At 57.8% G+C, this 26573-nt stretch carries 28 protein-coding genes and 2 pseudogenes; 20 read left to right on the plus strand and 10 right to left on the minus strand.

What is annotated here, in order from left to right; all coding sequences use genetic code 11:
* Positions 1–92: 92 nt before the first annotated feature.
* The gene (locus ACP7A2_RS00555; protein WP_426132639.1) at positions 93–1487 is read right to left on the minus strand and encodes an MFS transporter; all 1395 of its coding nucleotides are present in this window, start codon (positions 1485–1487) and stop codon (positions 93–95) included.
* A gap of 442 nt (positions 1488–1929) precedes the next feature.
* Between ACP7A2_RS00555 and ACP7A2_RS00560 the strand changes: the two genes are divergently transcribed.
* Positions 1930–2313 carry a c-type cytochrome gene (locus ACP7A2_RS00560; protein WP_426132640.1) on the plus strand — a complete coding sequence of 128 codons (384 nt, stop codon included), beginning with the start codon at positions 1930–1932 and terminating at the stop codon, positions 2311–2313.
* A gap of 190 nt (positions 2314–2503) precedes the next feature.
* Complete coding sequence (locus ACP7A2_RS00565; protein WP_426132641.1) at positions 2504–3436, plus strand: cupin; 933 nt, start codon at positions 2504–2506, stop codon at positions 3434–3436.
* A 1-nt stretch (position 3437) separates the two neighbouring features.
* Here ACP7A2_RS00565 and ACP7A2_RS00570 read toward each other — a convergent pair whose 3' ends face one another.
* Positions 3438–4343, minus strand: a complete 906-nt coding sequence (locus tag ACP7A2_RS00570) for a LysR family transcriptional regulator (RefSeq protein ID WP_426132749.1) — start codon at positions 4341–4343, stop codon at positions 3438–3440.
* A gap of 153 nt (positions 4344–4496) precedes the next feature.
* On the opposite strand from ACP7A2_RS00570, the gene ACP7A2_RS00575 reads away from it, so the two are divergent.
* From ACP7A2_RS00575 to ACP7A2_RS00585, 3 genes and pseudogenes are all read left to right on the plus strand, one after another.
* Entirely contained in the window at positions 4497–5105 is a 609-nt protein-coding gene (locus ACP7A2_RS00575; protein ID WP_426132642.1) for a dTMP kinase, read from the plus strand.
* A 242-nt stretch (positions 5106–5347) separates the two neighbouring features.
* Positions 5348–6118: pseudogene (locus ACP7A2_RS00580) on the plus strand (MCP four helix bundle domain-containing protein); the annotation flags it as partial.
* A gap of 129 nt (positions 6119–6247) precedes the next feature.
* Positions 6248–6976 carry a methyl-accepting chemotaxis protein gene (locus tag ACP7A2_RS00585; RefSeq protein ID WP_426132750.1) on the plus strand — a complete coding sequence of 243 codons (729 nt, stop codon included), beginning with the start codon at positions 6248–6250 and terminating at the stop codon, positions 6974–6976.
* A gap of 103 nt (positions 6977–7079) precedes the next feature.
* On the opposite strand, the pseudogene ACP7A2_RS00590 reads toward ACP7A2_RS00585, so the two are convergent.
* Positions 7080–7295 (minus strand): annotated as a pseudogene (locus tag ACP7A2_RS00590) (LysR family transcriptional regulator); the annotation flags it as partial.
* On the opposite strand from ACP7A2_RS00590, the gene ACP7A2_RS00595 reads away from it, so the two are divergent.
* A complete protein-coding gene (locus ACP7A2_RS00595) occupies positions 7286–7438 on the plus strand; it encodes a heme-binding protein (protein ID WP_426132751.1) in 153 nt (50 codons plus the stop codon). The pseudogene ACP7A2_RS00590 and the gene ACP7A2_RS00595 sit on opposite strands and share 10 nt — an antisense overlap.
* A gap of 75 nt (positions 7439–7513) precedes the next feature.
* Here the strand turns inward: ACP7A2_RS00595 and ACP7A2_RS00600 are convergent, their stop codons facing one another.
* The 4 genes from ACP7A2_RS00600 to ACP7A2_RS00615 form a co-directional block, all read right to left on the minus strand.
* Complete coding sequence (locus ACP7A2_RS00600; RefSeq protein ID WP_426132643.1) at positions 7514–8287, minus strand: carboxymuconolactone decarboxylase family protein; 774 nt, start codon at positions 8285–8287, stop codon at positions 7514–7516.
* A 224-nt stretch (positions 8288–8511) separates the two neighbouring features.
* A complete protein-coding gene (locus ACP7A2_RS00605) occupies positions 8512–9222 on the minus strand; it encodes an SDR family NAD(P)-dependent oxidoreductase (protein WP_426132644.1) in 711 nt (236 codons plus the stop codon).
* A gap of 36 nt (positions 9223–9258) precedes the next feature.
* Entirely contained in the window at positions 9259–9819 is a 561-nt protein-coding gene (gene folE / locus ACP7A2_RS00610) for a GTP cyclohydrolase I FolE (RefSeq protein ID WP_426132645.1), read from the minus strand.
* Between the two features lie 60 nt (positions 9820–9879).
* Complete coding sequence (locus ACP7A2_RS00615; protein ID WP_426132646.1) at positions 9880–10344, minus strand: thiol-disulfide oxidoreductase DCC family protein; 465 nt, start codon at positions 10342–10344, stop codon at positions 9880–9882.
* A gap of 196 nt (positions 10345–10540) precedes the next feature.
* Between ACP7A2_RS00615 and ACP7A2_RS00620 the strand changes: the two genes are divergently transcribed.
* Positions 10541–11005, plus strand: a complete 465-nt coding sequence (locus tag ACP7A2_RS00620) for a DUF3429 domain-containing protein (RefSeq protein ID WP_426132647.1) — start codon at positions 10541–10543, stop codon at positions 11003–11005.
* Positions 11006–11133: 128 nt separating this feature from the next.
* Here the strand turns inward: ACP7A2_RS00620 and ppk2 are convergent, their stop codons facing one another.
* Positions 11134–12051, minus strand: coding sequence for a polyphosphate kinase 2 (gene ppk2 / locus ACP7A2_RS00625; protein WP_426132648.1), 918 nt, complete (start codon positions 12049–12051; stop codon positions 11134–11136).
* Between the two features lie 189 nt (positions 12052–12240).
* Between ppk2 and pstS the strand changes: the two genes are divergently transcribed.
* From pstS to ACP7A2_RS00655, 6 genes are all read left to right on the plus strand, one after another.
* A complete protein-coding gene (gene pstS / locus ACP7A2_RS00630; protein WP_426132649.1) occupies positions 12241–13272 on the plus strand; it encodes a phosphate ABC transporter substrate-binding protein PstS in 1032 nt (343 codons plus the stop codon).
* Between the two features lie 74 nt (positions 13273–13346).
* Positions 13347–14312 carry a phosphate ABC transporter permease subunit PstC gene (gene pstC / locus ACP7A2_RS00635; RefSeq protein ID WP_426132650.1) on the plus strand — a complete coding sequence of 322 codons (966 nt, stop codon included), beginning with the start codon at positions 13347–13349 and terminating at the stop codon, positions 14310–14312.
* Complete coding sequence (gene pstA / locus ACP7A2_RS00640; protein WP_426132651.1) at positions 14312–15205, plus strand: phosphate ABC transporter permease PstA; 894 nt, start codon at positions 14312–14314, stop codon at positions 15203–15205. Before pstC ends, pstA begins: the two co-directional genes overlap by 1 nt.
* A gap of 76 nt (positions 15206–15281) precedes the next feature.
* The gene (gene pstB / locus ACP7A2_RS00645) at positions 15282–16043 is read left to right on the plus strand and encodes a phosphate ABC transporter ATP-binding protein PstB (RefSeq protein WP_218192528.1); all 762 of its coding nucleotides are present in this window, start codon (positions 15282–15284) and stop codon (positions 16041–16043) included.
* A gap of 104 nt (positions 16044–16147) precedes the next feature.
* Positions 16148–16846, plus strand: a complete 699-nt coding sequence (locus ACP7A2_RS00650) for a hypothetical protein (RefSeq protein ID WP_426132652.1) — start codon at positions 16148–16150, stop codon at positions 16844–16846.
* Positions 16846–17481 (plus strand): hypothetical protein, encoded by a 636-nt coding sequence (locus tag ACP7A2_RS00655; protein ID WP_426132653.1) that lies wholly within the window; start codon positions 16846–16848, stop codon positions 17479–17481. The genes ACP7A2_RS00650 and ACP7A2_RS00655 overlap by 1 nt, the downstream gene beginning before the upstream one ends.
* A 28-nt stretch (positions 17482–17509) precedes the next feature.
* On the opposite strand, the gene ACP7A2_RS00660 is transcribed toward ACP7A2_RS00655, so the two are convergent.
* Complete coding sequence (locus ACP7A2_RS00660) at positions 17510–18460, minus strand: DNA/RNA non-specific endonuclease (protein ID WP_426132654.1); 951 nt, start codon at positions 18458–18460, stop codon at positions 17510–17512.
* Between the two features lie 137 nt (positions 18461–18597).
* Here ACP7A2_RS00660 and ACP7A2_RS00665 point away from each other — a divergent pair, with 137 nt between their 5' ends.
* Positions 18598–19659: a M4 family metallopeptidase gene (locus ACP7A2_RS00665; RefSeq protein ID WP_426132655.1), complete on the plus strand. Its 1062-nt coding sequence runs from the start codon at positions 18598–18600 to the stop codon at positions 19657–19659.
* A gap of 28 nt (positions 19660–19687) precedes the next feature.
* Complete coding sequence (locus ACP7A2_RS00670; RefSeq protein ID WP_426132656.1) at positions 19688–19993, plus strand: protealysin inhibitor emfourin; 306 nt, start codon at positions 19688–19690, stop codon at positions 19991–19993.
* Positions 19994–20300: 307 nt separating this feature from the next.
* Here the strand turns inward: ACP7A2_RS00670 and ACP7A2_RS00675 are convergent, their stop codons facing one another.
* Positions 20301–20630: a hypothetical protein gene (locus tag ACP7A2_RS00675; protein ID WP_426132657.1), complete on the minus strand. Its 330-nt coding sequence runs from the start codon at positions 20628–20630 to the stop codon at positions 20301–20303.
* Between the two features lie 744 nt (positions 20631–21374).
* Here ACP7A2_RS00675 and ACP7A2_RS00680 point away from each other — a divergent pair.
* The 5 genes from ACP7A2_RS00680 (at position 21375) to ACP7A2_RS00700 (ending at position 26409) form a co-directional block, all read left to right on the plus strand.
* The gene (locus tag ACP7A2_RS00680; RefSeq protein WP_426132658.1) at positions 21375–22145 is read left to right on the plus strand and encodes an alpha/beta fold hydrolase; all 771 of its coding nucleotides are present in this window, start codon (positions 21375–21377) and stop codon (positions 22143–22145) included.
* A gap of 96 nt (positions 22146–22241) precedes the next feature.
* Positions 22242–22931 carry a type 1 glutamine amidotransferase domain-containing protein gene (locus ACP7A2_RS00685; protein ID WP_426132659.1) on the plus strand — a complete coding sequence of 230 codons (690 nt, stop codon included), beginning with the start codon at positions 22242–22244 and terminating at the stop codon, positions 22929–22931.
* 83 nt (positions 22932–23014) lie between these two features.
* Positions 23015–24484 (plus strand): NAD-dependent succinate-semialdehyde dehydrogenase, encoded by a 1470-nt coding sequence (locus tag ACP7A2_RS00690; protein WP_426132660.1) that lies wholly within the window; start codon positions 23015–23017, stop codon positions 24482–24484.
* Between the two features lie 30 nt (positions 24485–24514).
* Positions 24515–25672: an alkene reductase gene (locus tag ACP7A2_RS00695; RefSeq protein ID WP_426132661.1), complete on the plus strand. Its 1158-nt coding sequence runs from the start codon at positions 24515–24517 to the stop codon at positions 25670–25672.
* Positions 25669–26409, plus strand: a complete 741-nt coding sequence (locus tag ACP7A2_RS00700) for an SDR family oxidoreductase (protein WP_426132662.1) — start codon at positions 25669–25671, stop codon at positions 26407–26409. Before ACP7A2_RS00695 ends, ACP7A2_RS00700 begins: the two co-directional genes overlap by 4 nt.
* Positions 26410–26573 lie beyond the last annotated feature (164 nt).

Here is a 26573-nt window from a genome sequence, read left to right on the forward strand (position 1 = left end):
ATGGCTTTGCCCGGCTGTGGGTTCACAGTCGTGCGGGTTGACGCCTTCTATGAGGCGTTGGCAGTGCGGGTGTTTACGAAAGGGGAGTGGCGTTAGATGGCATCTTCCACGGCGTTGAGATCGCGCCCTCGGGTTTCCGGGGCGATAAAGGTGGTGAAGAAACCGACGCCGGCCATGGCGGCAAAGTAGGTTGCGATCGGCCACCAGTGCCCCGTCCAGGACAACAGCGCTGCCGCAATTAACGGCGCGGTGCCACCGGAAAGAATCGAGCCGAGTTCCTTGGCCATCGCCAGCTTGGTGTAGCGATTTTTTACGCCGAACATCTCCACGCCCCACGCGGCTTGCACACCGAAGATGCCGAGTGAAGCCAGGCCCATGCCAACCACCATGGTGGCGGTGACGATCATGGGGTCACGGGAGTCGAGCAACATGAACGCCGGGAATGCGTAGAGCATCAGTAACAGGCAGAACCAGCGGTACACCACGCGACGGCCAAAGCGGTCGGACAGCCAGCCGGCGAGCGGGATGATCAGGAAACCAAGAATCGAAGCAATCAATACCGCCTGAGTCGCGACTGACTTGTTTACTGTCAGCACTTTCACCACGTAGCCAACGATAAAGCCCTGAGCCAGGTAGGACGGGCCGTTTTCACCGATGCGCAAACCGACCATGGTCAGGAACGCGCGGCTGCCTTTCCAGAACCCGGCTGAGGGTGCGCTTTGGGGCAGGGCGGCTCTGCTGCTGTCGCGCTGGGCTTGCAGCTCGGCTTTTCGTCGCTCGAACACCGGCGTTTCACGCAGGTTGCGCCGCAGCCACAAAGCGGCCAGCGCGATCAACGAACTGCACAGGAACGGAATGCGCCAGCCCCAGTCCTGCAGGTGCTGTTGATCCATCTGTATGACCGCCAGCCACACCAGTGAGGCCAACAGCGTGCCGCTGTTGGAGCCCAACGCGACGACCGAAGACACCAACCCTCGGCGCCTGGCCGGTGCGAATTCGCCCAGCATCACCGTGCCCGCCGCCAGCTCGGCGCCAGCGCCAAAGCCTTGGGTAAACCGCAGCAGCACCAGGCACGCTGGTGCCCAGATACCGATGGAGGCGTAACTGGGGATCAAGCCGATCAGGGTGGTAGAAGCGCCCATCAGCACCACGGTGTACACCATGACCACTTTGCGGCCCTTGCGGTCGCCCAGCCAGCCAAAGAACAACGCACCGATGGGCCGCGCCACAAAGCCGACCGACCAGGTAGCGAAGGTCGAGAGCAAGGCCATGGCCGGGGTGACGTTAGGGAAAAACACGTCGCCGAAAATCAGCCCGGCCGCCAAGCCATACAGAGCAAAGTCGGCGTATTCCATGGCCGTGCCAAGCCAGCAGGCGAGGGTCGCGCGGTACATCTCTCGGCGCCCGCGCGGTGTTGCCAAACTTTCATCCGCTGCGCCACGGCCTGCATACGCGGCGGGGTGGGCGGTATTTTCTACCGTGGACATCACTGAACTCCTGATCTGAGGATGTGCCGATCACCGCTCGATCCCTGTGTTCCACAGCTATCTACGCGCGTAGATTTCAGTCCTTGAAAAACGGCCCGAAGATGAACCTCAAAGGCCGGTGCTGATATTCGATGGAGCGGTGTTCGATAAGGGGTTGACGTGTTGGCGTCAGGGGAAGGCCCGTGTGGCTGGTCTCCGGCCGGGATTCTAGGCTGGGAAATGTTGCGAGCGGATGACAGGCGTTGAGGCGCGTAAACAGCAAGCGTCAAGTGGCGCTGAATACGTGGGTCTATTTGATTTGCGTCGTTGACAGGTACTGCGGCAAAACCGAAAGTGTCCGGCGCTGAACAGTCAGCGCCGTTTTTCAGCCCCGAAAAAAGATAACCGCTAAAGGAATTAGCATGATCAGCCTTCGCTGTACGTCGACACTGTGATGGGTGTAATGACCCTGAAAACGCCAGGTATGGCAATACTAGGCCTGTTGGCGTTGATGCAAACATCACTGTCCCTGGCGGACGTGAATAATGGCAAAAACCTCTTTGTACAGCGATGCGCCATGTGCCACGGCGCCGACATAAAAGCGTCCGGCCCTCTTGCAGCGAAGAGCAACCCCCCTACGCCGGACCTCACCACGGTTGCGTTTAAAAAACGGCTCAATGATTACCCGGGCGTTATCGTGTCTTCGGTAATCCTTCGCCCCAATGGCAACCTGATTCCGAAAACCCTGCGCGAGAATGGTGTAAAGGTCCCGCCACACGCCTGGACGGTGGATGATTTTCGCGATTTGGATCAGTACATGCGCGGCGTGATAGCCAACACCCGATGACGCTGGGGCGCAGGAAACCCTCTGTTCACGCTTGATACTCCGGCAACCAGAAGCCATCGATTCCCCGTTTGGCATAACTGCTGTGCAGGCCGGGGGCTTAATCCAGTCAGGGGCACTGCCTATAGTGAGTTCACCACCGCAGTCGGTTCCAGGCCGCTGCGGGACACAGCACAAGACTGAGGTGAACCTGATGAACCGTGAATTCCAGCCCGCATTGACCGATAGTCACCAGATAGACGCCGAGTATTTCGAGTACAGCAAAGCGGCCAACCCCATCAGTGCCAACCTGATCCCGCGAATTCCTTACCACAGCTTTCCCGCCTCGCTGTATGACAGCGGCCCCTCTCGCGTCGTACCGCTGGACCTCAGTGAAGCCCTGGGCTGTGAGGGGCCGGCAACGGGACCCGGGCTTTGCGCGAACTTCATGCGTCTTAACGGCGGCGACACGCTCACCCTGCAACCCGACGCGACCTCGCAAGTGTTTTATGTGATCGCCGGGGAGGGCCGTGTCACTCAGGGCGAGCATGAGATTGAATGGTCCAGGGGCTGCTTTATTGCGTTGCCGGGTTTACAGGCGGCGCAGTTCAGCGCCGCCCAGGATGCGCGCCTTTACTATGTGCATGACGAGCCGCTGCTGCGCTATCTGGGAGTCACCGCCAGCACAGATCGCTTCGCCCCGACGCTGTATCCCGCCGAGCTGGCGAACGCGAAGCTGCGTGAGGCGGCTGATGATCCTCGTGCACAGGACCGCAGTCGCATCAGTATCCTGCTGGGCAATCGCCACTTTCCACAGACGCGCACGGTGACTCATGTGCTGTGGGCGATGTATGGGATTTTGCCGCCGGGCTCTGTGCAAAAGCCCCATCGGCATCAATCGATTGCGCTGGATTTCATCATTGATTGCCCGGTGGGGTGTTACTCATTGGTGGGCACCGAGCTTGCGGCAGATGGGCAAATCCGTAACCCGGTGCGCGTCGACTGGTCGCCCGGCCTGGCGTTTGTGACGCCACCGGGTTATTGGCATGCACACTTTAATGAATCCGACACCGAGGCGTTCCTGATCCCTATTCAGGATGCGGGGCTGCAAACTTACCTGCGAGCACTGGATATTCGCTTCAGCTGAGTCATTTCCAATCCGGCGTTTCGCCCAATCGCTCGACGATAAAGTCGATAAAACACCTGACTTTGGAAGACACGATGCGCTTGGGCGGGTAGACAAACCACACGGCAAACTCCCGCTCAACGCTGCGGATGCTCCATGCCGGCAGCCAGACCACCAGGTCGCCGGCCTGGATACTTCGCGCAACCAGCCAGTCCGGCAACAGGGCAAAACCCAAGCCTTGGCGCGCTGCAATCAGCTGCGCGTCCAAGTCATTTATGCGGATACAGCCGGCATGCACGAGCGGTGACACCTGAGGCCCGCAGACGAAAGTGATATCGCCCGCAGCACCGGTACCCAGTACGGCGGGTACACCAGCAAGGTCGGCTGGCGTTACCGGCGGCGGGTGCAGGTTGCAAAAGGCCGGACTGACCACCACGCGGTACTCGCCGTCGCTGAGCTTGCGCGCTTTCAACGTGGAATCGGCCAGCGCGCCAATGCGGATCGCCAGATCGACGCCGGCATGAATCAGGTTGACCTGGGTGTTATCCAGAACCAGTTCGACGCTGATCTGCGGGTAGCGCACCAGAAAGTCGTTCAAGGCCGGAAGAATATGGTGACGGGCAAATGCCGGCGGCAAGTTGAGTTTCAGCACGCCACGAGGGTGCTGGTTCAACGCCGACGTGGCGGCCTTGGCGTGCTCAAGCTCATCCAGCACGCGGCGGGCGTGCACCAGAAACGTCTGGCCACCCTCGGTCAGGTGAAGCGTGCGCGTCGAACGATTGAACAGCGCAATGCCCAGATCCTGTTCGAGGTCTTTCACGTAGCGCGAAACGGTGGAGGCCTTGATGCCAAGGCGATCGGCCGCGCGGGAGAAGTTATTGCCTTCGGCGGCTTCGACGAACGCGGTGAGGGCGGCGAAGTAATCCAGTTGAGACCTCGACAGGGAGCAGGGTGGAAGGCTCGGTTGCATGGGAGAGAGTGGGCGACAGACGCGGGTTTGTCGAATCAGCCACTGATTCAGTTAAAGTGTTCGTCACTGCCTGTTCACCAGGGCTCTCCACTCTCAATCATTACGTGAAGCATGAATCGTCCGCTATTTATTTCTCTGGATGGGCCAAAGGGCACGGGTAAAACCACGCTATTGGAGGCGGTTACCACAGCACTGAGGGCGGACAACAAAAAGGTCATCCGCCTGTGCGAGAAAAAAAGCGACCCCTACCGAAGTGAAACCATGGCCCTGGTGAACACACTCGTCAAAAATCCCTCCCGGGATTTGGAGTGGCAGGTATGCGAACGTCTGGCCGACAGTCGTCACTGGATTTCCCGGCACGTACTCACCAAACAACCCGCCGACAGCATCATCTTGATCGACCGCTGGTACCCCTCAGACGCAGCCTTTCGCCGCACGGTGCCGTTTGCAGAGATTTTGCAGTTAAACAGAGATCGAAACGTGCAAGTGCCGGACCTGCATGTGGGGGTTGTGACCGACCCTGAAATTTCATGGGCGAGGGCAGCGCAACGCCAGCGTGGGCTGGGCAGTACGGTGATCCATCGGCTGGAAGAGCATGTCGCGTGTACCCAGGCGTTCGAGCGCGCGGCTGCGCAACACGGTTGGGTTTTATGCCGTAACGAAGGGACGCTTGAAGAGGCGACGATGCAGGTGGTTTCCGCGATTTATGGGGTTGTTTGAGGCCACGTGCGCTGACGGAGCCGAGGGTCGAGGTGACAAGAATGGCTGGCCCAACTGGCAATCCCGGTTCTCGAGTTTGCACGTGCGGTAGCGCTCCTCGAATCAACAGCGGTCACATTCGGCTACATATTTTTAGCCTGTGAAATCTCGTGTTTATTGGCTGTAGTCCCTGAGGTGACGAACGGCAGGTTCAGACCTGCTCGCAAGCGTCGAGACAGGTAAAAACCGAGAGAGATATTATTATGATATTGCGCAAGCTGAACCTCGCTCCACGCTCGGCGCTATGCTTCGGATTCTTCTGCCTGATGATTATTGCGTTGGGGCTCATCGCCCTCAAGCAGGTGGGAAGTTTGAACGAATCTGAAAAGTTTTTGGAAACCAACGTACTGCCCAGCATATCTTTGCTGGGCACGATCGACAGGGAGTTTATAAGTATTAGAGGCGGCAACGCGCGGTTGCGTAATCCTGTAGAGCCAGCAGAGCGTAAGACTCAAGCGCTTGAGGACGTCAGGAAAGCTCGTGCAAACGTCCAGGAACTTCTGTCGAACCTTCAGACGCACATAGTGACTGTTATGGGAAAACAGATGTTTGGTGAGCTGTCCCAAAGCTATGCCGCTTATCAGCAAGTACAGGATCAGTACCTGTCACTGATTGCTTCCGGCAGCCTGGATGACGCTGTCAAGTTGTCCAACGAAGCAATGAAGCAAACGGCAGATGCCGTAGAGCGTGATATTAAAAAACTCATCGTGCTGAACAATGACAAAGCTAAAAAGGCCGGTGAGGAAGCCTCTCGTATTCACGCCCAGGCACAACTGATTGTGGGTGGCTTTATTTTGGTCAGTACCCTGGCAGCCATTGCTCTGGCTCTCATGTATACCCGTAGTATCACGAGCCCCGTTAGTCAGTCACTGGCCATCGCTGAGCGTATTGCCAAGAACGATCTCAGTGTAGTCATCGACGTGCAGGGGCATGATGAAGTTGCCAGGCTCATGCAGGCGCTGAAGGCGATGCAACAAGGTCTGCGAGGTACGCTTTCCTTGATAACTGATTCGTCCAATCAACTCGCATCGACTTCTGAAGAAATGCATGCCGTCACTGAGGATGCCAATAAAGGCATGCTGCGTCAGAACAACGAAGTGGAGATGGCCGCTACTGCCGTCACCGAGATGAGCGCAGCTGTGGAAGAAGTGGCTAGAAATTCCTCAGCAGCCTCTGAAGCAGCCAATCGATCCAATTCCGCCGCCTTGGCGGGTCGTGCACGCGTAGATGAAACCGTTAAGGCCATCAGCTTGATGGTCGCAAATGTCGAAGACACGTCTTTAGAGGTACAAGGGCTCGCCGTTATGGCAACCGACATCAGCAAGGTTCTGGATGTGATACGCGCGATCGCGGAGCAGACCAACCTTCTTGCCTTGAACGCTGCCATTGAAGCGGCACGTGCCGGTGAGGCCGGTCGAGGCTTCGCAGTAGTGGCGGATGAGGTGAGGGCGTTAGCTCATCGTACGCAGCAATCCACCAGTGAAATTGAGCAGATGATCAGCTCGATTCAGAAAGGAACAGGGGCGGCTGTATCGGCAATGACTCACACCAACGCCCAAGCTCAAAGAACACTTGAAACTGCGCAAGGGGCAGGCAGTGCATTGGTGGAAATCACTGAATCCATTGATAACATCACCGAGCGAAACGTGTTGATCGCTACCGCGTCGGAAGAGCAGGCCCAAGTGGCCAGGGAAGTGGATCGCAGCCTTGTCAGCATTCGAGACTTGTCAAATCAAGCGTCAGAGGGATCCAGTCAGACAGCCATTGCCACCTCTGAACTGACTAAACTTGCGGTCGAGTTGAATCGGCTGGTCAAGCAGTTTCAAATGTAGAACGGCCAGTGTGCGTGCGAGGGAACGGTGTCAGTTGACGGTGCAATACTGCGCAATGAGTCGGCGCGCAAGTTCCCACGCGCCGACGGGGTGATTCCACCACTTAAAGAGAATGAATTTTGGGCCCATTTCTGCCTTGTAGATCTTTGGAGGCACCTTCCAGGTTTTTCCATAAACTACGCATGGTGGGATTTTCATTGGTTAAGGAGCAGTAGGAGCGTATCTCCAGTCGCGTGCTCCACTCGTCACCACCTGCTCTTACCAATTGACCGCGCTGCAGTTCCTCACTCACAGCGCTTTGCGGCAACCATGCTACCGCGGCTGCTTGCAGTTGGGGGAGGGCACCCGCTTGTAGTCGATGGCAAGTTGACGGGTGGGATTGGCATTTCCGGAGGGACCTACGTCCAAGATCAGCACATTGCAGAAGCGGCCCTGAAGGCTGTAGGGTTCGATTGCCCATGAGCTGAGGTAACATTTTCGATAGCACGGCTAATGGCCGAACAGCTCCAATACGTTAGTCGGCTTATCGCAATAAGCTCACAGGCGCGAAGCGAAACTGTCCTTGAGCACTGGCACGGCGGACATCGCCTTCGGCCAGACAACATAGAACGCCAAATGGGTAACCACTTCGGCGGCCTGGGCTTGGCTCAGGCCGTTGTCCATGGCTCGGTTGAGGTGGAACGGCAACTGCGCAACCTGGCCTTGGGCAATAAGCGCCGCCACGGTAACCAGGCTGCGGTCACGGGCACTCAGATTGCTTTGTCGCCAGAGGTCGCCGAACACCACATCATTGGTGTAACGGGCCAGCTCCGGAGCGACCCCACCAACCCCCGCCTCGACTGCGGCTCGTCGTTTTACCTCACTCTCCGGGTCAAGTGTAAGGGGCGTGCCAGCGGGTGGTGAAATCTGATCAGCAGGAATATTGCGTTCACTGAATATCTGCTTTGCGACCCCGACCGCCGACATCGCGTTAGGCCAGCCTGAGTAGAACGCCAGATGAGTGATCAAGGCGCTGATCTCACTGGGCGCCAGACCATTGTCGAGCCCCAGCTTGATGTGCTCTGTGAGTTGCGGGATCTGGCCGCTGGCGATCAGGGCTGACAAGGTGATCAGGCTGCGGTCTCGCGGTATCAGCTCTGCGCGCTTCCAGACTTCGCCGAACAGCAGTTCGGTGGTGTATTTGTAGAGCTGCGGGGTGACTTCAAGCGTGTCGGAAGATGGCTTCGGGTCGGGGCGCGGCAGACCTTGGTCTGCATCCACGGCAGCGGCGAGGAGGAGGGGGGCGAAAGTCATAGCGGTGAGCATTTTCATCGAGCGCTCCAATTGGGATCTGGAGGTGTTCACGGGCCAAATCGGTTACCCGCACACCTGGTCAGTCCATGGTAGGGAACCGAGATCCATTGATTAAGAGGCATAACCTGCATGGCGTCATGAGCCAGCTTCATGAATGCGGCGGATGCTGTGACACATGCTTTAGTGGCGTCGGGCGAGGGTGTTGGAATTCAGCGGTTAACGTTCTATACAAATCTCCCTGTCTACCAAGGAAGGCGTTCTCCGTTATAGGAGAAAAAATTGCCGCTGTCAGCAGGGGTCAAGCGGTCAATCAGGCATAACAGCTCATGTGCCGCAATGCTTGCCGGCCTGGCTTCAGAGGCGCCACGAAAGGGTTGTGACAGGCCCGAAATAACGGTGCCGGGATGAAGGCTCAACACTCGGATCTGAGGCCGCGTTCGTGCCAGTTCGATGGCAGCCGTTTTAATCATCATGTTCAGTGCTGCCTTGGAGGCGCGATAGGAGTACCAGCCGCCCAGGCGGTTATCGCCGATGCTACCCACCTTGGCAGAGAGCATCGCCATCGCGCCACGAGGATCAAGCAATGGCAAAAAATGACGCAGAACCAGCGCAGGCCCGATTGTATTGACTTGAAATAGCGCCTGGAGCGTACCCGCTTCAATAGCGGAGTAACTTTTTTCGGGTTTGATTTCGTCGCGATGGAGCAGGCCGGCAGCATGCAAAATCAACTGGTAGGGGGCTTCTTGAGCTAATTCGGAGGCCGCCCTGGCGATACTGTCGGCGTCCTCTAGATTGAGGTTTGGAGAACTGCTGCGCCCCAGCTGGCGAACAGACGCACACCGTGGATCCTGACTGAGCAACTCACAAAAAGCCGAACCCAGTGCGCCACTGGCGCCAATCACCAAGGCACGATAGCCGTCGCCAAAGGAGTTCATCTTGAAGGCACTATTCATTTAGCCTCACCCACAGTGTGATGCGATTTTTCGGTATTAACCTATTCGCCCTATCAGTTGCAGAAACTCTTGACGAGAAGCGGACGACTCGCGAAAAGCTCCCAGCATCACCGAAGAGGTCATCACTGAATTTTGTTTCTCCACGCCGCGCATCATCATGCACATGTGCTTCGCCTCAACCACCACCGCCACCCCTGCGGCACGGGTGACGTGCTGAATGGCGTCGGCAATCTGTTTTGTAAGGTTCTCCTGTATCTGTAGGCGGCGGGCGAACATGTCCACCACTCTGGCGACCTTCGACAGGCCAAGTACCCTTCCTGTGGGAATGTACGCGACATGCGCCTTACCGATGAAGGGCAGCATGTGATGCTCACACAATGAGTACAGCTCGATGTCGCGCACGATGACCATTTCATCGTTTTGCGATTCGAACAAAGCGCCATTGACCACTTCGTCCAGACTCACCGTGTAGCCATTGCACAGGTACTGCATCGCTTTGGCTGCGCGCTTGGGTGTGTCCAGCAGCCCTTCACGCTCTGGGTTCTCGCCTACGCCCACGAGAATGTCACGGTAATACGCGGCTAATGATGAGTTCATCTTGATTCCTCGCAGCCATGCTGCGCGTTATGGGGCGGCGATCCCTGAAAGCGAACCTTTCTATTTCTGCTTTTTTTCCGACGAGGATTGCTCGTCTGACCCGGGTTTTGACGCCGGCACCGCGCAACGGTTATCGACACAGCGGCGGCCATTATCGGGGTGAGGTAACCACGCCAAATGGGGACGTAAGCGGCAAAAAAGGCGATAACCGACTTCAAGCAGCGGGCGCAATACACTCCACGTCAGTGGCGTTGCCCAAACACCCAGACCGGCGGCTCGCCAGCTCCACAGGGTGGCATCCAGACCGGTTACCCAGCGTCCATCAGGAAAGCGGGCGTGCAGTGAGGATTGCATGTGCTCCAACGTGAACCCGAGCGCCTTGGCGTCGAATGCACGGCTGCTGATGTCCACAAAAAGCAGTCGATCCTTGACGGCATGTCCGCGCAGGAGCTTGATTTCGCGCGCACACAGAGGGCATTCACCGTCGAAGTAGAGCGTCAGCGGCCAGTTCGTTTTGTTGTACATCTACCATGCTCTTGTATAAGGTTTGTACACCATATGCTGAAAGAAACGGACTGACAATGGGCGCTATGCAGTAGCTGCGCGATGGACTCCCGCGCCAAGCTTCGTGAACCGCATGCACCACCTCGCCATCAATCTCTCGCCCAAGCGTGGCTTTTGCGCCTACAGTCTTGAGCGTCGCTCACTGCAAGGAATACAAATGAACGCGTTCCCTTCAACCTCTCTGCCAAAGCATGTCGGGCTGCTGGGTTATGGCGGTTTGTTGCCGTTTATTTTTCTGGCGCTGCTGATCCCATTCTCTCTCGACTATCGGCAGTTGTTTGAGGTCGCGCTTGTTAACTACGGCGCAGTCATCCTGAGCTTCGTCGGCGCCTTGCACTGGGGCTTCGCCATGACCGTGCAAGGCATGAGCGCCAGGCAGGGCAGCGACGTGTTCATCTGGAGTGTCATTCCCGCGCTTATTGGCTGGATTGCCACATTACTGCCAATGCCTTTGGGTTGCGTGCTGTTGGTCTTCGGCTTCGTTGCCCATCTGCGGCAGGACAGGCAGCTATCTCGGGTTATGAGCTTGCCCGCGTGGTATATGCCGATGCGATTACGCCTTACCCTCGTGGCTAGCGTCTGCTTGCTGCTTGCCGCGATAGTTAAGGCCCTGCATTCATGACATCTCGTGTGCCCGGCTCGTTGCCAGTGACTTTGCGATTTCTGACCTGGCCGTAAGCCCGTGTGAATATAGAAAAAGCGCCACTCATGGAGGGGCGCTTTTTTTTTGCGCGCTCAGTTCGGCCCGTATCAATAAACCTGAGGCACGATAAGTTCCGGAGGTGTTGGATTGCGGGAATAGTCCTCCTGCCTGTCGCGTTGCGGCAGTTCGATGACCGGTAGCTCCACTTCTTCATAGGGCATCTGCCCGAGCAGGTGATTGATGCAGTTGAGCCGGGCTTTCTTCTTGTCATCGGCTTGTACCACCCACCACGGCGCTTCGGCGATGTGGGTGCGCTCGAGCATGATTTCCTTGGCCTTTGTATAAGCTTCCCAGCGACGACGCGACTCCAGGTCCATGGGGCTGAGTTTCCACTGTTTGAGCGGATCGTGAATGCGACTAAGAAAGCGCAGATGCTGTTCCTGGTCGGAAATGGAAAACCAATATTTGATCAGCTGGATGCCGGATCGGGCGAGCATGCGCTCGAACTCGGGTACGGAGCGGAAGAACTCCTCGTACTGCCCTTCGTTGCAAAACCCCATGACGTGTTCAACACCTGCACGGTTGTACCAGCTGCGGTCGAACAGCACGATTTCACCGGCCGCCGGCAGATGGGAAACGTAGCGCTGAAAGTACCATTGCGTCTGTTCGCGGTCGTTGGGTGCAGGCAGCGCGGCGACGCGACAGACTCGAGGGTTGAGGCGTTGGGTAATGCGCTTGATGACACCGCCTTTGCCGGCGGCATCCCTCCCTTCAAACAGAATCACGACTTTGTGGCCCGTCTTGCCCACCCAGCTTTGCAGCTTCACCAGTTCGCCTTGCAGGTGGAACAGTTCGCTGAAGTAAATCCTTCGAGCAGCCTTCTCGTCGCTTTCCTCAACGTGCTCATCAAACAGGGTATTGAGGTCATGCCCGTCTTCGCTTAACTCCAGTTCCAATTCTTCGTCACTGTGATCAAGCAGCTCACGGTGGATGCGCTGTATCAAGGCGTCTTCGATTGAGTACATGGGAGGAACTCGCGTCGGGGAGGGGAGTGGCAGAGTGTTAGTTGCAACTTGTTACGAAGTAATTACACGCGCACGCGCTGCTGCGGGGGCGGTAAAAGGGGACAAAAGCGCTTCGCCCCTCAATTTTCATAAAAACGTAACAATCCTATTGCAGAGTGCGGGAGCCCGTTATCACAAGGAGTTTCCTGAATGAAAAGCTTGATAAAGTCTGCTGCACTCGCCGTTGCGGCTTCTCTTTGTGCCAGTTCCATGGCGTTTGCTGAGGAAAGCGTACGTCTGACAGGTTCCGGTGCCAGTTTTCCGGCACCGATCTACCTCACCTGGTTCAAGGATTTCAGCAAGAAAACTGCGGGTGTCACTGTGGATTATCAATCCAAGGGCAGTGGCGCAGGCGTGCAGGACTTCCTGAATAAAACTGTCGATTTCGCCGCCAGTGACTCGGCCATGAAAGATGAAGACATCGCCAAGGTTGCCGAGGGCGTGCAGTTGCTGCCGATGACGGCGGGTGAAATCGTGCTGGCGTTTAACCTTCCGGGCAATCCTAAAGAGCTTAAGTTACCTCGCGACGTTTACTCCAACATCTTCTTGGGCAAGATCACCAAGTGGAACGATCCGCAGATCGTCGCAGCCAACCCGAGCCTGAAACTGCCTGACATGCCGATCACCGTTGTGGTGCGTGCAGACTCCAGCGGTACCACCGCGGTATTCACCAAGCACTTGTCGGCCATCAACCCGGCCTTCCAGAAGGACCTGGGTGAAGGCAACACCGTCAACTGGCCTGCCAGCGACAAATTCATCAAATCGCCGAAAAACGATGGTGTGACCGCCACCGTGCGCCAGACTCCGGGCGCTATCGGCTACATCGAATACGGCTTCGCCAAGCTGGCTAAGGTTGACTTCGCCCAGTTGCAGAACAAGGCCGGCAAGTACGTTGTACCTAACGCCGAAAGTGGTGCCGAGGCTCTGGCAGCAGTGAAAATGCCGGAAAGCCTGGTGGCCTGGCTGCCGGATCCGGACGGTGCCAAGTCCTACCCGATCACTTCCTACACCTGGATGATCTTCCGCAAGGACAACGGCAACCCGGCCAAGGCCAAAGCCATGCGCGAAATGGTTGAATACAGCCTGACCGAGGGGCAGAAAATCGCTGACTCGATGGGTTACATCCCTCTGCCGCAATCGGTTGTCGATCAGGTTCGCAAAGCGTCCGCCAACATCAAGTAACGCTCGTGAGGCCTCTCTCGGTGTACGCGCTCAGCCACGCCGGGGGAGTTTCCCCCCTGTTCCGGAACTAGCCAATGAACTCACCTTTTGTCGTACCGGTTAACCCGGATTCCGCCTGCCAGCCGCCCTCTACAAAGGATTTCCTGGTTGATCGCACCTTCCGTGCGCTTGCGCGAATAGGGGTGGTTCTAATTCTGGCGTTGGTCTTCGCCTTGGTCTTCGAGGTAGGACGCAAAGCCCTTCCAGGCATGGAAAAGCACGGTTTTGACGTGATTTTCGGCAGTGTCTGGGATGTTAATCAAGGCAAGTACGGCATTTTGCCGGCTATTTGGGGCACGCTGTACAGCGCCCTGATCGCATTGCTGATCGCAGGCTTTTTCGGCGTCAGCATGGCGATTTTCCTGACCCAGGATTTCCTGCCGGCGAAGCTGGCAGCTGTGTTTCGTACCATCGTCGAATTACTCGCGGCCATCCCCAGCGTGGTGTATGGCCTGTGGGGCATCTACGTGGTGATCCCGGCGATTCGACCGCTCACTGCGTGGTTGAACAGTGAACTGGGCTGGATACCTTTTTTCGGCACGTCGTTGAGCGGGCCGGGGCTGCTCCCTGCGGCACTGGTACTGGCCATCATGATTCTGCCGACCATCGCCGCCGTATCCCAGGACGCCCTCACCGGCGTACCGATGAAAACCAAGCAGGCCGCCTACGGCATGGGCACCACCCACTGGGAAGCGATTCTCAAGGTGATGGTGCCGTCTGCTGCCACGGGCATTTTCGGCTCCCTGGTCCTTGGCCTTGGCCGCGCGCTGGGTGAAACCATGGCGCTGGCCATGCTGGTGGGTAACGCAAACAACATTTCGCTTTCTCTGTTTGCGCCGGCCAATACGTTGGCGGCCTTGTTGGCGCTGAACTTCCCCGAAGCCGGGCCCAACGAGATCGAGGTGTTGATGTATGCCGCGCTGGTGCTGATGTTCATCACGCTGCTGGTGAACATCATCGGTTCGATGATCCTGCTCTACGCCCAGCGGGGTACCAAATGATGACTAACCTCACCTCTCCTGCAGCCGCCGTCCCCAGCCTGCAGCGCAAGTTCGAAGGCCGCGCCCTGCGTAGCCTGGTGTTGACCACACTGGTCTGGTTTGGCGCGCTGCTGGCCAGCGTGCCGCTGATTTCCGTGCTCTACATGCTGATCACGCGTGGCGGGGCACGGCTGAGCCTGGAGGTATTCACCGAGCTGCCGCCCACTGGTTTCGAGACGGGCGGCGGCTTCGGCAACGCGATGGCAGGCACCTTCGTGATGGTCGGTATCGCGGCCGCGATCGCGGTGCCGGTCGGCATCATGGCCGCCATCTTCCTGGCTGAACTGGGGCCCGACAGCAAGCTGGCAAACGCCGCGCGTTTTGCCGCCAAGATGCTCACGGGCCTGCCGTCCATTCTGGCCGGCGTATTTGCCTACGCCCTGGTTGTCATGACCACCGGTACCTACTCGGCACCGGCAGGTGGCGTGGCACTGGCGGTGCTGATGTTGCCCATCGTCGTGCTGACGGCTGAAGAGTCGATGCGGATGGTGCCCAAGATCATGAAGGACGCCGCCTACGGCATGGGCTGCACGCGCTCGCAGGTCGTCTGGAAAATCATTCTGCCCACCGGCATGCCGGCCATCCTCACGGGCGTGATGCTGGCCGTGGCACGCGCTGCGGGCGAAACAGCGCCGTTGTTGTTTACCGCGCTGTTCAGCAACTACTGGATCTACCACGACGGCAGCCTGGCGGTAATGAATCCGACGGCATCGCTTGCCGTGCTGATTTACAACTTTTCCGGCATGCCCTTCGATAACCAGCTCGAACTCGCCTGGGCAGCTTCGCTGGTGCTGGTGATGATTGTGCTGGTGGTGAACATTGTGAGCCGCATTTTCGGCAAGCCCAAGTATTGAGAACGGGAGCACCTGAACTTTGAACGTATCAACTGCGCAAATAGCTGCTCCGTTTGTCACCCAGGAGCCTGTGGTCATGGACTGCAAGCTCGACAAGATTTTCTACGGCAACTTCATGGCGGTGCGTGATAGCCATGTGCCGATTGAGAAAAACAAGATCACCGGCTTTATCGGTCCTTCCGGCTGCGGCAAAAGTACCGTGTTGCGCAGCCTCAACCGGATGAACGACCTGGTGAAGGGTTTTCGCTTTGAGGGGCATGTGCATTTCCTCGGGCAAGACGTCTATGGCAAGGGCGTAGACCCGGTGGTCGTGCGCCGATATATCGGCATGGTGTTTCAGCAGCCGAACCCGTTCTCGATGAGCATCTTCGACAACGTCGCTTTCGGCCTGCGCCTCAATCGCTACAAAGGCGACCTGGGCGACCGCGTCAAGCACGCCCTGCAAGGCGCCGCGCTATGGGATGAAGTCAAGGACAAGCTCAAGGTCAGTGGCCTGTCACTTTCCGGTGGCCAACAGCAACGGCTGTGTATTGCGCGTGCCATCGCCACCGAACCTGAAGTGCTGTTGCTGGATGAGCCCTGTTCGGCGCTCGACCCGATCGCCACTCGCCGGGTTGAAGAGTTGATGGTCGAGCTGAAGAAGGACTACACCATCGCCCTGGTGACCCATAATATGCAGCAGGCCATTCGCGTGGCTGACACGACTGCCTTTTTCTCGGTGGATATTTCCCAGGGCTCGCGCACCGGCTACCTGGTTGAGATGGGCCCGACCGCTGAGATTTTCGGCAGCCCGCGCGAAAAAATGACCGAGGATTACATCAGCGGCAAATTCAGCTAGTCAACACAGGTCCCATCAAGGCCGTATGCCACCAATGCGGAAAAACAGCGTTGGCTGGCATCCGGTCGTTTTACTTTCTTCTCTACTGTTTCGCAGGGTCGCCAATGTCTGCAACGCGTCGTCTTGATTTACCCGCGATTGAACGCGCACTGCGTAAAGTGCAGGGCCGCTTTGCCGAGCTCAGCCGGGACTTTACCGAGCAGCGTGACCCCTTGACCGACGAGGTGTTGCAGAATGTGCTTGAAGGCTATGCGCTGATTGATGACTACGTCGCACGCGGCGTCGACCTGTTCGACCTTCAGCAACTGAACCTGATGCTGGAGATCAATGCCACCGTGCTCTGCGGCAAGGACCCGGTACGTCGACTGGAATACGCTCAGCACCTGGCGGCTACCGAGGAACACTTCTTCAACAACGTTGAGGGGGGTATAAAGGACTTGTACAACTGGTATTGCGCCTATCGCAGCGAGTCCGTCTGGAAGCGCGCGGCTGGTGTCTATGTGCGCATCCTCAGCAAACCGCAATTGTTCATTGAAGGTAACAACCGCAGCGGGTCGCTTATCGTCAGCTATTTGCTCATGCGTGCAGGCTTGCCGCCGTTTGTGCTGACGCTGGAAAACGCCGAGGGCTACTTCAACCCCTCATCGGTGATACGCAACTCCGCCAAGCATGGTGTAAAGGCTTTGTACGAATTGCCCAAGATCAAGAAAAAATATGCAGCCTTCCTGGAAGAGCAGGCGCCCGATCCCAAGGTGTTTTTCCTGGGCGAAACATCGCTGCCTGCCTATAAGGGATCCCACTGATGAGCCGGTATCCAACCCTGCAGACATGCCAGGTTTACTGCACGCGGGCGTGGCAGGCCATCAAGTCTTGCATGCCGGCACTCCTGTCCACGCGTCCGCGCATCCGTATTTCGTTTGATATCGATGACACCTTGGCGTGTCAGCTCCACCACTGCGCGGTCGAACACAGCTGGCTGCCTGCCTGTGTGCACCGGTGGCTGGGCGAGCCGTTGCGCATGGGCACACGCTCGCTGACCCGCGAGCTAAGGCGCCAGGGCTGCAGTGTGTGGGTCTACACCTCGTCTGGTCGAACACCGTCCTACATCAAGCGTTGGTTGCTGCTGTACGGCATCCGTGTCGACGGCGTGGTCAACAGCGTGCTGCACAACCGCGCCCTGGCGGTGCATGGGTTGTTGAACTCGCCCTCGAAATTTCCGCCGGCATTCGACATCGACTTGCATGTCGATGATTCCGAGGGCGTGCAGCTTGAAGGCCATGATCACGGCTTTCGCGTGGTTGTGGTGAACCCAGAGGATGAGAACTGGGCGCGGAGGGTCCTGGATGCCGTCGCCGAAGTCCGGGCGCAACTTGCCAGGCAGCAACCGCTTAGGCATCCGCAACCGGTACCACGGCGCTCAGAAATTTTCTCCTCCTGACGCTAAAGCGATCCCTTGAACCTGTTGGTCAAAGCCGAATATCTTCGGGCCCCTGGATAAGCGCTTCAATGTGCGTGCCCGTCGCGCGCTCTTCGTTGCTGAACCCGTCATAGTCGGCCAGGTTGGCGAACTGAATGCCGGTCAGTTGTTCGATGTGCAGCACGCTGCGGCGGTAGGTTCTGAGCTGGCCAAACACCAGGTCCAACTGATCCAGCTCGCGGCTTTGGTCGATCATATAGGCGCTGGCGGAAGGTTTTCCGTCATCGCCCAGATAGGCGACCACTTTCCAGAACGCCTTGGGGATTTTGACGCCACGGTAGACACGGTCATCGGCCGCCAGCACCGGGCCGGTAAACACCGTGGCTCGGGCTTTCCAGCGCCGAGTGTTGTCGAGAATGTAGTCCTCGAGTTCCAGCCAGGTCTTCTGGTTGAACGCGCTCATCTGTGGCGAGCAGTTAGTGAAGTGGAAGGTGTCGAGGTTGGCGAGCGTCGCTTCTTCGCCCCAATTGGGGTCTTGTCGGCGCACCAGGTGGCCACGGTCCAGGCCATTACTGGCGTAGAGCTCGTCGCCCACTTGGGCGCTGACTGGCAGGCGGCCGTCGTAGGCCCAGCTATCGTTGCTGCGCGGCACCTCTACCTGCTGACCGCCGTCGATATTGACGCCAACGTAGAGCGCCAGTCGTCGGGAGCGTGACATGGTCACTGAGAAATGCAGGTAGTCGAGCCGTGTGCCTCCCGTGTCCAGCGCTTGTACGTCATCGGCCAGTGCCTCATCCACTGTGGGCCAAGGCACGACGAAGTTGTTGAGGAAATCGTCGGCGTAGCCGTGCCGGTCTTGCAGGTCCTCGGCTGGCGTGACCTTTTTGGTCGCGGCCCTGGCTTCCATCAGCGTCATTGTCGGGCTGGCTGGAATCAAGGGTCGCAGGTCGGCGAGCCGAGGACGGTGCGACAGGTCGACGTTGGCTTTACGTGCAGGCATGCAGGTGCTCCTTGCTGGGCCTTGGATAACACAACTGCAACACAGGTTTATGACATTTGACGTCACGCGCTTACTCGCGGCGACTATCCTGAAGGGGTCGCCTGGATATTCACCAAGAGTCTAAAGGGAGCTGGTCAATGTGTATTCGCCATGGTCGTAATCCGATTTTCTGCCTTATCCCCCCGTATATGCTCGATCAAATCGCGCGCAACGGCGATAAAGCCCAGCGCGACTGTGCGTTACGCACCCGCGCCAAGGACAGCACGTTCCGTTCGTTGCGCATGCTCGCGCTGCCGGCCAAAGGTCCAGCCCACATGGCCCTGGCGATGGCTGCTGCAAAGCGGAGGTCGATCTACAGCGCCGATGGCACCGATAGCCTGCCCGGCAAGCTGATCCGTGGCGAAGGGCAACCCGCCAGCGGTGATGCGGCGGTGGACGAAGCCTATGACGGTTTGGGCGCCACGTTCGACTTTTTCGAGCAGGTATTTGACCGTAACTCCATCGACGATGCCGGCCTGGCGCTGGACGCTACGGTGCACTTTGGCCAGAGCTATAACAATGCGTTCTGGAATTCGACCCAAATGGTCTTTGGTGATGGGGATCAGCAACTGTTCAATCGGTTCACCATTGCACTTGATGTGATTGGCCATGAGTTGGCTCATGGCGTCACCGAGGATGAGGCCAAGCTGATGTATTTCAATCAATCCGGTGCGTTGAATGAGTCGATGTCAGACGTGTTCGGCTCGCTGATCAAGCAATATGCGTTGAAACAAAAGGCAGAGGACGCCGATTGGTTGATCGGCAAGGGGTTGTTTACCAAAAAGATCAAAGGCGTTGCCCTGCGCTCGATGAAAGCGCCCGGTACTGCATTCGACGATAAGCTGTTGGGTAAAGACCCTCAACCCGGGCATATGGATGACTTTGTGCAGACCTATGACGACAATGGCGGGGTGCATATCAATTCCGGCATCCCCAACCATGCGTTCTATCAGGTGGCCACATTGATCGGCGGGTTCGCCTGGGAGCGGGCAGGGCGCATCTGGTACGACGCCCTGCGCGACCCGCGTTTGCGGCCAAACTCGGGGTTTCTGCGGTTTGCGCGGATTACCTACGATATCGCCGGTCGACTTTATGGTGCGAACAAGGATGAGCAGAAGGCGGTCAAGGAAGGCTGGAAAGCGGTGGGCATTGATGTCTGACAACACGCTTTTACAGTGAGGAACAGTGATGCATATCTCGATTTCGGAAAACGGCGGTCCGGCGTTTTTTCCCGGCTTGTCCAAACCCCGCACTGTGGAGGTGGGAAACTTGTCCGAGCAGGACCAGCAGGAATTGCGGCAACTGATAGCGGCTTCAGATTTTTTCCAGTTACCGCAAAGTGCCTTGCCGGCCGCCGCCAATCCCGGCCAAGTGCATTACACCTTGACGGTGGCGGAGGGCGAGCGTCAGCACACGGTCTGCGTGCTGGCGCCGGTGAAGTCGCAGGCACTGGATGGGTTGGTGCAGTGTGTGCGTCGACATATCCGGGGCTAAGGTTTCCAAGGACTCTAGGGCGAGTAAATTTCGAAATTGAAAGTTTTAGAGCGAGGTTGTTCTAAATTTCTGCGAATTAGCCTTAGCCTTGGGCGCAAGCGAATTTCGCAAGGAAGGTCTCGAATTTCCGCATTCGCGAAAGGCTATAGGTTGGTGACGGCGGACAGAGACACCAACGCTTAATACATTACACATGATTTAACATAATATACATTATGCGTACCAAGATGTGCTGAGCTTAAGGGCTCTGGGGACGGATTCAAAATCTGATACACACCTATAACCGCTTCGACACAGACCTCAGCCTCTACTGCTTGCCCGTGATCACATCCAGCATATGGCCGCTGCCTTTGAGATATCCAGTGAGCTCGCCATCGTCTTTTTTAAATGTGATGCCAATACTCTCATCCCCGATTTTTTCCAGGCTGATCGATGCGCGTATGACTTCCTGCGGGTGCGAGACCTCCGCAGGTGATTTGCCATTCTGGATGGAGACTTCATTGACGGTCTGCTCGAACAGATTGCGTTCGGCGTAATACGTCCAAGAGGACTTCTGAATTATCTTCTGCGAGGTGTCCTGATTCCTGACCATCAGGTAGTCCGTTGCCGCGCCGTTTTCATTTGGAATTTCCCTCATCTAGGTTGATGTACCAAACGCCGTACAGATCCTTTCTTTCATAGTGAACAGCTGTGCTGCTGCGTGCTGTTTCGCCAGCCATGACTGCGCCTACTGGAATTGACAATAAAGCTAATAGCAATTGCGGCAGTCTTAAGTTGATATCGTGCTTTTATCGTCAGTCTTTAGTGCTAGGTATCGTCAAGTCAAACGCCTGCCACTGCCCAAGTAGGCATGGCGCAAGCCCATAACCTAGGCGAGGTTACCCACTGAATATGATTTCACTGAGTCCTGATTGCCTATGCTTAAGAGATGGAGTTCAACTTAGGAAGATATCGAGCAAAGATGATCTGATCCTCGGTCATCTGGCGGACTACCCTTCTCCTTTAATAACTATTAAATATAACTCGACTAAATACTCATTTAGTTGAGTTATAACTTATTCGTCTTCATTGAAAGCAAATCACTACCCTCCTCCTTATTCAATTGATTCCAGTGATCTCTGTTGAAAAGTGTCACCTTGCAGGCCGACGCCGGCGGCGTGGGCATTTTCTATGCTCCCACTTTCGCCAGTATCGAAGCGTTATCGGTGTTTCCCTGGCCAATTGCGCAATGGCATCGAATTGAGCGTCGCCATCGCGAAACGAGCGTCTGCTGTGTGCTCAAAAGCGGCGCACAAAAAAACCTTAAAATAACAGTAGACGACTGGTCTATTCGGGCCTAGAGTAGCCACACATTCACCCACCCGACAAAAGGAACACAGCGATGAACACCCGTACCAAGCTGGCTGCACTCATCTCCTCATTGGCGTTCGTCGCCCATGTCGGTATCGCCGCCGCCCAGGACACCGCCGCTAGCGCACCGGCCAAAACCGTGGTGCTGGTTCACGGCGCCTTCGCCGACGGCTCGTCCTGGAACAAAGTGATTCCCCTGTTGCAAAAAGCCGGCTTGAAAGTCGTCGCTGTGCAGAACCCGCTGGACTCCCTGGCCGGTGACGTAGCGTTCACCAATCGCGCTATCAACGATGCCGACGGTTCGGTCGTGCTGGTCGGGCATTCCTGGGGTGGCGCGGTGATCACCGACGCCGGTGCCAACGATAAGGTTCACTCGCTGGTCTACGTCGCCGCCTACGCTCCGGATCAAGGCCAGGCCGTGCTGGATACCGTCAAGAATTACCCGCCAAGCCCAGGCCAGTCGTCCTTCGTCAAGGATGCGGCCGGTTATGTCAAAGTCAGCGACGAAGGCGTCGCCAAGTATTTCGCCGCAGACCTGCCCCACGATGAACAAGTACTGGTCGCCGCCACCCAGGGCGCTCTAAACAGCCGCGCACTGAGCGAGCCGGTGCAGCAGGCGGCTTGGCACAACGTGCCGTCTTTCGCCGTCATTGCAGGTAACGACACGATCATCAACCCGCAACAGCAGCGGGACCAGGCCAAGCGCATGCATGCCGTATCGGTGGAAGTACCCGCGAGCCACGTCGCGATGCTGTCCTATCCGCAACAAGTCGCGGACCTGATCATCAAGGCCGCCAAATAATTTAGTACTGCCTACTTTATAGACGACCAGTCTAATTAATCTACTCAAACATTTGTCGTGATCCCACGACCCCACACTGAAAACAGGACGCTCAACATGAAAATTCTTATGGTACTGACCTCCCACGACACCCTGGGCAACACTGGCCGCAAGACCGGTTTCTGGCTGGAAGAGCTGGCAGCCCCCTACTACGCCTTTCTCGAAGCCAACGCCGACATCGTCCTGGCCTCGCCAAAAGGCGGCCAGCCACCACTGGATCCGAAAAGCAACGAGCCATCGTTCCAGACCGACGTGACCCGCCGCTTCGAGAAAGACGCCGCGGCGACCGCCCAGCTCGCCAACACCGTTCGGCTGGACAGCGTATCCCAGGATGATTTCGACGCCGTGTTCTACCCAGGCGGCCACGGCCCACTGTGGGACCTGGCGGAAGATCCAAAATCGATTCAACTGATCGAAGCATTCCTGGCTGCCGGCAAGCCTGCTGCCCTGGTGTGCCACGCTCCCGGCGTACTGCGCCACGTGAAAAAGCCCGACGGCACTCCGCTGGTCGCTGGCAAAAAAGTTGCTGGTTTCACCAACACCGAGGAAGAAGCGGTCGGCCTGACCAACGTCGTGCCCTTCCTGGTTGAAGACATGCTGATCGCCAATGGCGGCCTGTACTCCAAGGGCGCTGACTGGTCCTCCTACGTCGTCAGCGACGACCTGCTGATTACCGGCCAGAACCCGGGTTCTTCCACCGAAGCCGCTCAGGTCCTGATCGCCAAGCTGAACTCGCTCAACGCCTGAGCCCGCCCCGACGGCACCCCTCTTCGCTGTCCGCAGCCCCAACCGGGACTGCGGTGCCAGCCACTCGATACCCTGGAGACACCATGACCACGTTTAACCTGGAACAGATCAAAGCCGCCGGCTGGCTGAAGGAAGCCAACTACATTGGTGGTCAGTGGGTAGCGGCGGATGACGCCAAGGTCTTCGGCGTCGTTGACCCGGCCACCGAAGCACAGATCGGCCAGATCCCTTGGGTTGGCGCCCCTGAAACCCGCCGCGCCATCGATGCTGCACAGCTGGCGTTTACTACCTGGTCGATGACCACCGCCGCCGAGCGTGCAGGCCTGCTTGGGCGCATGGCGCAGATCGTTCGCGACAACCTCGACATTCTTGCCAGCATGCTCACCCTTGAACAAGGCAAGCCGCTGGCCGAAGCACGTAACGAAATGAAACTGGGCGCCGACTACATCCAGTGGTTTGCCGAAGAAGCACGGCGCATCAACGGCGAGATCATTCAGTCGCCGTGGAAGGATCGCCAAATTCTGGTGACCCGCGAACCCGTCGGCGTAGTCGGTGCAATTTCGCCGTGGAATTTCCCGTTTTCCATGCTCTCGCGCAAAATTGCTCCGGCCCTCGCCGCCGGTTGCACCATCGTTATCAAGCCTTCTGAGTTCACGCCATTTTCCGGTTTGCTGTACGGCGTGCTCGCTCAACAAGCCGGAATCCCCGACGGTGTAGTCAACGTCGTGACCGGTGACGGCGCGGCCGTCGGAGGCGAGTTTTCGTCCAACGCCCTGGTGCGCAAAATCACCTTCACCGGCTCGACCCGTGTGGGCAAGCTGCTCTACAAACAGTCCGCCGACACCATGAAAAAACTCTCCATGGAACTGGGCGGCAACGCACCCACGATTATTTTCGACGATGCCGACATGGACCTCGCTGTGGAAAACGCCGTCGCCGGCAAATTCCGCAACAGCGGCCAAACCTGCGTGTGCACCAACCGCTTCTATGTGCAGGACGGCATCTACGACGAATTTGCCCGCCGCCTGACCGAACGTGTACGCCAGATGAAAGTCGGCAACGGCTTCGATGAAGGTGTTGAGCAAGGCCCGCTGATCAACCAGGCCGCCGTCAGTAAAGTGGAAGCCCACGTTCAAGACGCGCAAGCCAAAGGCGGACGTGTATTGCTCGGCGGCAAGCGTCACGCACTGGGCGCGACCTTCTTCGAGCCGACTGTGATCGCCGACGCCACCTCGGACATGCTCATCGCCCACGAAGAAACCTTCGGCCCGGTAGCCGCACTGTTTCGCTTCAGCACCGAGCAAGAGGCCATCGACGCTGCCAATGCTTCGGAATTTGGCCTCTCGGCGTACTTCTACACCCGCGACCTGGCCCGCACCTTCCGCGTATCCCGTGCCCTGCAAAGCGGCATGGTCGGCATCAACGCCGGCGTGATCACCACCGTGGAAGCCCCGTTCGGCGGGGTCAAGGACAGCGGCATCGGTCGCGAAGGCTCCAGCCACGGCCTTGATGAATACCTGAACCTCAAGTACCTCAGCCTCGGCGGCCTGTAAGCCCGACTGACGCAAAAAAGGAATCCAATCATGCAGCACAGTTCCCTGTTCGAACCGACCACCCTCGGCCCCTTGACGCTGAAAAACCGCATCATCATGCCGCCCCTGACGCGTCAGCGCAGTGGCCAGCCCGGCGATGTACCCACGGCCCTCATGGCCACCTACTACCAGCAACGCGCCAGCGCCGGCTTGATCATCAGCGAAGGCACCCAGATTGAACCACGTGGCAAGGGCTATGCCTGGACACCGGGGATTTACAGCCAGGCGCAAATCAACGGCTGGCGCACGGTTACCGACGCCGTACACGCTGAAGGCGGAGTGATATTCGCGCAACTGTGGCACGTCGGCCGGGTGTCTCACACCGACCTGCAACCGGACAACGCAGCCCCAATCGCGCCCTCGGCGATCCAGGCCCAGAAGGTCAAGGCCTTCATCGAAACCGCTCCGGGTACCGGCACGCTGGTTGAGCCTTCCCTGCCGCGGGAACTGAGCGTGACGGAAATCAAAGCACTGGTGGAACTCTACGCCCAGGCGGCACGCAATGCCCTGAGCGCTGGCTTCGATGGCGTTGAAATCCACTCGGCCAATGGCTATCTGGTCAACCAGTTCATCTCCGCCCACGCCAACCAGCGCACCGATGAATACGGTGGCTCGCTGCACAACCGCCTGCGTTTTCTGCGCGAAGTGGTGCAGGCCGTCAGTGCCGTGGTTGGCCCTGACCGTGTTGGCGTACGGTTTACACCGCTGTTCACCAGCACCGATGAAGACCGCGTGTATATCGGCTTCGTCGAAGAAGATCCGCATCAAACATACATCGAAGCCATCAAGGTGCTGGAAGAGACCGGTATCGCTTACCTGTCGATTGCCGAAGCCGACTGGCCGAATGCCCCGGACCTGCCCGAAACGTTTCGCCGCGAGGTCAGAAGCACCTTCAGCGGCAAAATCATCTATGCCGGCCTGTACACCGCCGAGCGCGGCGCACGCCTTTTACACGCGGGTCTGGCCGACCTGATTGCGTTCGGTCGGCCCTTTATTGCCAACCCCGATCTACCCCAGCGCATCGCCCAGGGCTGGCCGCTGAATGCTTTAAATCCCGCCAACCTGTATGGCGGTGGTGAACAAGGCTTCACGGACTACCCGCTGTACTCCCCTTCTGAATTTAACGAAAAGAAAAAGGTGCTGTCATGAGCCAAGGTATTGAAGGAAAAGTCGTGTTGATCACCGGTGGCAGCACTGGCATCGGCGCCGAAGTGGCCAGGGTGCTCGCCTCCCGAGGCGCCAAGGTGGCCATCGCCGCACGCCGCAAAGACAAACTGGAAGAGGTGGTGGCTGAGATCACCGCGCAATGTGGCATCGCCAAGGGCTACACCCTCGATGTCACAGACAAGCACCAGGTGGAAGCGGTGGTCGCTGCAATAGTCGTGGATTTCGGCAAACTCGATGTACTGATCAACAACGCCGGGCTGATGCCGATTCGGCCGATGTCGGAAGTCAACACCGATGAATGGGACGCGATGATCGACGTCAACCTCAAAGGCACGCTCTACGGCATCGCCGCCGCCCTGCCCCGCTTCCTGGCACAGGAAAGCGGTCACATCATCAACTTGAGCTCAGTGGCCGGGGTTAAAGTGTTTGCGCCCGGCGGTACGGTTTATTCGGGGACCAAGTTCGCCGTCAGCGCCATCTCTGAAGGTCTGCGTCAGGAAGTCGGCGACAAGGTGCGCGTTACCTCCATCGCCCCCGGCGCAGTGGACAGCGACCTCAAGCACAGCACCTCCGGCACGGCCAAAGACACGGTATTGGACTTCTATAAGCAGGCCATTCCCGCTGCTTCGGTCGCGCGGGCCATCGCCTTTGCGATCGAGCAGCCGGACGATGTAGACATCAATGAAATTGTGCTCCGTCCCACCCAGCAAGTGTTTTGAATGAACATTCGGCCCGCTGCTTAACACAGCAGCCGGGCCGAAATGTTGCCCCTGAGCCGCTGTGGTTCAGTGTAGCCGCCAGCGTCTGGGCGCTTGCGGCCATGTCCATCAGGCACACCTGGAGGCATGGGCCAAGCGCCACGATTCCTCCCGGCAGAAACACT

This window comes from Pseudomonas sp. PWP3-1b2 (genome assembly GCF_049896045.1).
Taxonomy (GTDB): Bacteria; Pseudomonadota; Gammaproteobacteria; order Pseudomonadales; family Pseudomonadaceae; genus Aquipseudomonas; species Aquipseudomonas antarctica_B.

Excerpts from the sequence above, each read along its gene's own strand:
- ACP7A2_RS00685 (WP_426132659.1), top strand. The coding sequence starts at position 22,242 with ATGAAAATTCTTATGGTACTGACCTCCCACGACACCCTGGGCAACACT.
- ACP7A2_RS00555 (WP_426132639.1), bottom strand. The coding sequence starts at position 1,487 with ATGTCCACGGTAGAAAATACCGCCCACCCCGCCGCGTATGCAGGCCGT.
- pstB (WP_218192528.1), top strand. The coding sequence starts at position 15,282 with ATGGACTGCAAGCTCGACAAGATTTTCTACGGCAACTTCATGGCGGTG.
- ACP7A2_RS00595 (WP_426132751.1), top strand. The coding sequence starts at position 7,286 with ATGCTACCGCGGCTGCTTGCAGTTGGGGGAGGGCACCCGCTTGTAGTC.
- ACP7A2_RS00695 (WP_426132661.1), top strand. The coding sequence starts at position 24,515 with ATGCAGCACAGTTCCCTGTTCGAACCGACCACCCTCGGCCCCTTGACG.
- ACP7A2_RS00660 (WP_426132654.1), bottom strand. The coding sequence starts at position 18,460 with ATGCCTGCACGTAAAGCCAACGTCGACCTGTCGCACCGTCCTCGGCTC.
- ACP7A2_RS00670 (WP_426132656.1), top strand. The coding sequence starts at position 19,688 with ATGCATATCTCGATTTCGGAAAACGGCGGTCCGGCGTTTTTTCCCGGC.
- pstA (WP_426132651.1), top strand. The coding sequence starts at position 14,312 with ATGACTAACCTCACCTCTCCTGCAGCCGCCGTCCCCAGCCTGCAGCGC.
- ACP7A2_RS00690 (WP_426132660.1), top strand. The coding sequence starts at position 23,015 with ATGACCACGTTTAACCTGGAACAGATCAAAGCCGCCGGCTGGCTGAAG.
- pstS (WP_426132649.1), top strand. The coding sequence starts at position 12,241 with ATGAAAAGCTTGATAAAGTCTGCTGCACTCGCCGTTGCGGCTTCTCTT.
- ACP7A2_RS00675 (WP_426132657.1), bottom strand. The coding sequence starts at position 20,630 with ATGAGGGAAATTCCAAATGAAAACGGCGCGGCAACGGACTACCTGATG.
- ACP7A2_RS00585 (WP_426132750.1), top strand. The coding sequence starts at position 6,248 with ATGGCCGCTACTGCCGTCACCGAGATGAGCGCAGCTGTGGAAGAAGTG.
- ACP7A2_RS00665 (WP_426132655.1), top strand. The coding sequence starts at position 18,598 with ATGTGTATTCGCCATGGTCGTAATCCGATTTTCTGCCTTATCCCCCCG.
- ACP7A2_RS00565 (WP_426132641.1), top strand. The coding sequence starts at position 2,504 with ATGAACCGTGAATTCCAGCCCGCATTGACCGATAGTCACCAGATAGAC.
- folE (WP_426132645.1), bottom strand. The coding sequence starts at position 9,819 with ATGAACTCATCATTAGCCGCGTATTACCGTGACATTCTCGTGGGCGTA.
- pstC (WP_426132650.1), top strand. The coding sequence starts at position 13,347 with ATGAACTCACCTTTTGTCGTACCGGTTAACCCGGATTCCGCCTGCCAG.
- ACP7A2_RS00700 (WP_426132662.1), top strand. The coding sequence starts at position 25,669 with ATGAGCCAAGGTATTGAAGGAAAAGTCGTGTTGATCACCGGTGGCAGC.
- ACP7A2_RS00575 (WP_426132642.1), top strand. The coding sequence starts at position 4,497 with ATGAATCGTCCGCTATTTATTTCTCTGGATGGGCCAAAGGGCACGGGT.
- ACP7A2_RS00680 (WP_426132658.1), top strand. The coding sequence starts at position 21,375 with ATGAACACCCGTACCAAGCTGGCTGCACTCATCTCCTCATTGGCGTTC.
- ACP7A2_RS00600 (WP_426132643.1), bottom strand. The coding sequence starts at position 8,287 with ATGAAAATGCTCACCGCTATGACTTTCGCCCCCCTCCTCCTCGCCGCT.
- ACP7A2_RS00560 (WP_426132640.1), top strand. The coding sequence starts at position 1,930 with ATGACCCTGAAAACGCCAGGTATGGCAATACTAGGCCTGTTGGCGTTG.
- ACP7A2_RS00620 (WP_426132647.1), top strand. The coding sequence starts at position 10,541 with ATGAACGCGTTCCCTTCAACCTCTCTGCCAAAGCATGTCGGGCTGCTG.
- ACP7A2_RS00605 (WP_426132644.1), bottom strand. The coding sequence starts at position 9,222 with ATGAATAGTGCCTTCAAGATGAACTCCTTTGGCGACGGCTATCGTGCC.
- ppk2 (WP_426132648.1), bottom strand. The coding sequence starts at position 12,051 with ATGTACTCAATCGAAGACGCCTTGATACAGCGCATCCACCGTGAGCTG.
- ACP7A2_RS00655 (WP_426132653.1), top strand. The coding sequence starts at position 16,846 with ATGAGCCGGTATCCAACCCTGCAGACATGCCAGGTTTACTGCACGCGG.
- ACP7A2_RS00650 (WP_426132652.1), top strand. The coding sequence starts at position 16,148 with ATGTCTGCAACGCGTCGTCTTGATTTACCCGCGATTGAACGCGCACTG.
- ACP7A2_RS00615 (WP_426132646.1), bottom strand. The coding sequence starts at position 10,344 with ATGTACAACAAAACGAACTGGCCGCTGACGCTCTACTTCGACGGTGAA.